The 4,184-nt window shown below is 45.0% G+C and carries 4 protein-coding genes; all 4 read left to right on the top strand.

Features of this window, described 5'->3' with window-relative positions:
• Positions 1-1,105, top strand: a 1,105-nt coding sequence (locus ABVT36_RS18795) for an RHS repeat-associated core domain-containing protein (protein WP_368457929.1), incomplete at its 5' end; no start/stop codon positions are given.
• A gap of 626 nt (positions 1,106-1,731) precedes the next feature.
• Positions 1,732-3,057, top strand: a complete 1,326-nt coding sequence (locus ABVT36_RS18790; RefSeq protein WP_368457928.1) for an RHS repeat-associated core domain-containing protein — start codon at positions 1,732-1,734, stop codon at positions 3,055-3,057.
• 551 nt (positions 3,058-3,608) lie between these two features.
• Positions 3,609-3,941, top strand: a complete 333-nt coding sequence (locus tag ABVT36_RS18785; protein ID WP_368457927.1) for a transposase — start codon at positions 3,609-3,611, stop codon at positions 3,939-3,941.
• A 36-nt stretch (positions 3,942-3,977) separates the two neighbouring features.
• Positions 3,978-4,184, top strand: a 207-nt coding sequence (locus ABVT36_RS18780; RefSeq protein ID WP_368457926.1) for a transposase, incomplete at its 3' end; no start/stop codon positions are given.

Raw genomic sequence — 4,184 nt, 5'->3', positions numbered from 1 at the left:
TAACGGTTATCGTGTATATAATCCCGGATTAATGCGGTTCCATGCCGCAGATTCTATGAGTCCTTTTGGCAGAGGTGGCGTAAATAGCTATGCTTATGCATTAGGTGATCCCATCAACTTACGCGATCCAAGTGGGCACTTTGCGCTTATCAGTTTGCTCATTGGTGCCATTATAGGCGCGGTGATTGGAGGAGTGGTTTCCGCTGCGGTGGAAGGAATCAGGGCGGCCGCTACGGGGGACGAATTTGATTTCAAGCAAGTATTTATCGGAGCGGCTCTCGGCTTTATCAGTGGAGGATTTGGTGCTGCAGCCATTGGTGCTAAAACAGGGGTTCAGGTAGGCATAGCGGTGGCGGATGCTGTGGTTTCTGGTGCTGCCGATTTTGGATTAACTACGCTTGCAGACCTCAACAACCCAGATGGTCCGGACTATGGAGCCGCTGGTGTAGGCGCTGGAGTAGGTGCCGCGATTGGCCTAGTGACCTTTGGCTTAGGAAAGGGAATTGGTACCGTGGTCAGCAAAGTAAGTAGAAAGCTCGTGCGGCAAAATAATCGAATAGGCTTTCTGCTTTCTCCCACAGGTGGAAAGTCTAAATTAGCATCATCTTCTGGAGGATGGCCAGAACCAAAGATTCGCGTGCTAAGTGGGGAAAATGTAGTACTTAGAGAGGACTTTGTCGGCTCATCAACTCGTGGGATTTGCTATCCAAATATCAGTTCTTGCATTTCTATAACTGGTGTTTCCGATTCAGGCATGGTGGGCGCTCATATCACTACAGGAAGCAACGTTAATAAAATACTTGACGTAATGAAGACCGGAGGGGCAAGTGGCTTCAATGATGTCCATGTTGTTGGTGCCCTGAGCAATTATATGAAATCTAATTCATCAGGCTTGCGAAGCACTTCCAACATCAAGAATATAATAAGTAAGCGCCTGAACAACAAAGCAAAGATTAGATTTCAGGATACCAGCCAATTCGGATTGGAAAGTCATATCTTTGCAGGACGATCCACATCGGGAGATGTAACATTTTCCTATGCTAATACCGCACAAACTGTTTATGGATTTGACTATCCACATAATATGACGCTCAGCCCTTTCTAGATAGATCTGTAGTGGTATCATGAAGGTAAGTAAAGACTTTATAGTCAGTGCGTCCAAAGATTGGCACGATTAGTTAACAGGAAAAAATTATCGACCTGTTTGTTTTAAGCTATCGTAAGCCAAAGCTTGTAACTTAAATCATATTTCTGCTCATGCCTCTGCATTCTACGTTGAGGATCCCCATGGGCAGAACTGTGAATGCACAATAGCTCAATGGAAGGTGTTCAAGTTCTATGTCAGCCAAACACTCTCATAGGCTTACGATGCCTTAGATAAAATACGTTCGTTCTTCGATGGTGACAATAATGTCCTTTCTAATTATAGCTACGATGGAATTCTTTAACTTATTTCTCAGATGAAAAATAACGCCTTAATATAGCTTTATTATCTGAACGAAAAATTTATCAATGAATTATCGGCATCGGCTCATAGTGGTTCTCATAAGATCGACGAAGACATTACTGGACTAACTGTATCATCAGAAAATTTCAATCAGCACCAATTTTGCTTTAAAACTTTAAGTCAGTACCCTCACCACATGGACGAAACTACAAGGTAGTGAGCAAAGAGTGAGAGCACACAGAAGCCATACTCCATATGGCGAAGGGTAGGAATAAGGGTAAGTTATGAAAAACCGTGATAAATCATTTGTTCCGTTCAATACCGCCGGTAAAACAGCAGTGAACAAGTCAAGACGTATCTTTTTAAAACAATCCAGTATTGCGGCAGCGACGACAAGCCTTGCCTCGCTTGGTATTGCCACTTCACGGCCTGCGCGGGCTACAGAGCAAAGTGGATTCAATCGCTTGTCGACAAATTCAATGGGATTTAATGGCCATCGCCAGGATCCCGTGAGTGGATTTTATCATTTAGGTAACGGCTATCGGGTATATAACCCGGGGTTAATGCGATTCCATGCCGCGGATTCTATGAGTCCTTTTGGTAGAGGTAGCGTAAATAGTTATGCTTATACATTAGGTGATCCTATTAACTTACGTGACCCCAGTGGCCACTTTGCGCTTTTCAGTTTGCTCATTGGCGCCATTATAGGCGCGGTGATTGGAGCAGTGGTTTCCGCTGCGGTGGAAGGAATCAGGGCGGCAGCTACGGGTGACGAATTCGATTTCAAGCAAGTATTTATCGGAGCGGCTCTCGGCTTTATCAGTGGAGGATTTGGTGCTGCAGCTATTGGAGCTAAAACAGGGGTTCAGGTGGGCATAGCGGTGGCAGATGCTGTGGTTTCGGGTGCTGCCGATTTTGGATTGAATGTGGCCGCAGGTTCGAACCTTAGAGACGCCGGTGTAGGCGCCGGAGTGGGTGCCGCGATTGGCCTAGTGACCTTTGGCTTAGGAAAGGGAATTGGTACAGTGGTCAGTAAAGTAAGTAGAAAACTTGTGCGACAAAATAATCAAATAGGCTTTTTACTATCCCCTAAAAAGAGACCTAAACTAACACTATCGATAGACAAAAGTCACGAAATACTTAGAAGTCAAGGTGTTGAGTATGTTCATGGCTCAAATAGCGCCAGTTTAGATGGGCTGACTAAATTCAGAGCTATTTTAACTGCGGAGCAGATAGACGGGACACCTTATTTTCATCGAAATGGCGGATTAAACTCAGGAGAACGTGGATATACTTTTAGTAATCTATATAAAAACCAACCCATCTCACAAGGTGTTAGCCTCAATACAGTCAATAACTATAGGGGCTCACTACAGTATGCCGGTTACGGCACTAGCTCTAGTGACCGTTTTCCAATTTTGTATGGGCTGGACGGTAGTACTCCAGTTACCAGGCATCTAGGTATAGATCATCCTATAAGCCCTGGTGGCATTAATATAGATCGGATTGCCGGTATCTATACTGACGCGGGAAATATTAGTACTACAAAAGATTTTTTGCTGTCAAGAGGCTTTGATCGTTTAGCAAATGTTGTGAGGCCTTTACCCTAGTTAGAGGGATTATAGGATTTAAAAACCTCTGATTAATTCTCTACAACCTCAAGCTTTGCGTCGAGTTCCACAATAAGGAGCAGTGCACAGAAAGGCTGGATGCCTTTCTGATGACTGCACCATAGCGGATGAACTCGACGCAAATTCCTTAAGTGAGTGAACTATGGCACCTGGACAAGAACGGTGGTTGCTAAGCACGGCCAATTAGTTCTGGTCTTCTCCCAGTGCTGTCCTAGCCGGAAGCGACTGTTGAAATTCTAAGAATTTCGACGCCCGCTACTAGAATATGGATGTTCCGGAAAAATCGGCTATGCCTAAGTCGTTGATTGTGAGAGAAAAGTGAAGTCCAAATTTTAAGCTTTTCTTTTTTTAAAACAGGCAGGATTCCTTTTTCAACGACCTGCTAGAGGAAAAATGCTAAGGACCCTCTGCATAAATTTTTTTAAAGGATTATTTTGTTATACGCGGTTTCGGATAATAAGTGCAATTGGATAGGGAGAGGGGCCAGCTGGTAGACTCCGCGCTTCTCCCGACCAAGAGACGAAGCACTGATGAGTTACCACCAGCTGACCGAAGAAGAAAGATACCAGATTTACGTATTATTGAAAGCAGAACATAGCCAGAAAGAGATCGCTGCTTTGTTGGGGCGCTCACCTTCAACGATTAGTAGAGAATTGAAGCGCAACTGCGGTTTACGAGGTTACAGACCCGCACAGGCGCAGCGTTTCAGTAATAATCGCAGAACGACGGCCCATAAAGCGATCAAAGTGACCGATGAAGTGAGAGACTGGATAGAGAAGCTGCTTCGCCAGGAGCTGAGCCCTCAACAAGTAGCGGGCTACTTATTGAGACACAAGCAGGTGTCGTTGCACCATGANTGGTAGACTCCGCGCTTCTCCCGACCAAGAGACGAAGCACTGATGAGCTACCACCAGCTGACCGAAGAAGAAAGATACCAGATTTACGTATTATTGAAAGCAGAACATAACCAGAAAGAGATCGCCGCTTTGTTGGGACGCTCACCTTCAACGATTAGTAGAGAATTGAAGCGCAACTGCGGTTTACGAGGTTACAGACCCGCACAGGCGCAGCGTTTCAGTAATAATCGCAGAACGACGGCCCATAAA

Source organism: Microbulbifer sp. TYP-18, from assembly GCF_040932045.1.
Lineage (GTDB): Bacteria > Pseudomonadota > Gammaproteobacteria > Pseudomonadales > Cellvibrionaceae > Microbulbifer.
Note: the sequence above shows the minus strand (reverse complement) of the source record. Positions and strands in the feature narration are given on the sequence as shown.

What these genes read in the sequence shown, in the direction of transcription:
- ABVT36_RS18790 (WP_368457928.1), top strand. Translation starts at nt 1,732, where the DNA reads ATGAAAAACCGTGATAAATCATTTGTTCCGTTCAATACCGCCGGTAAA.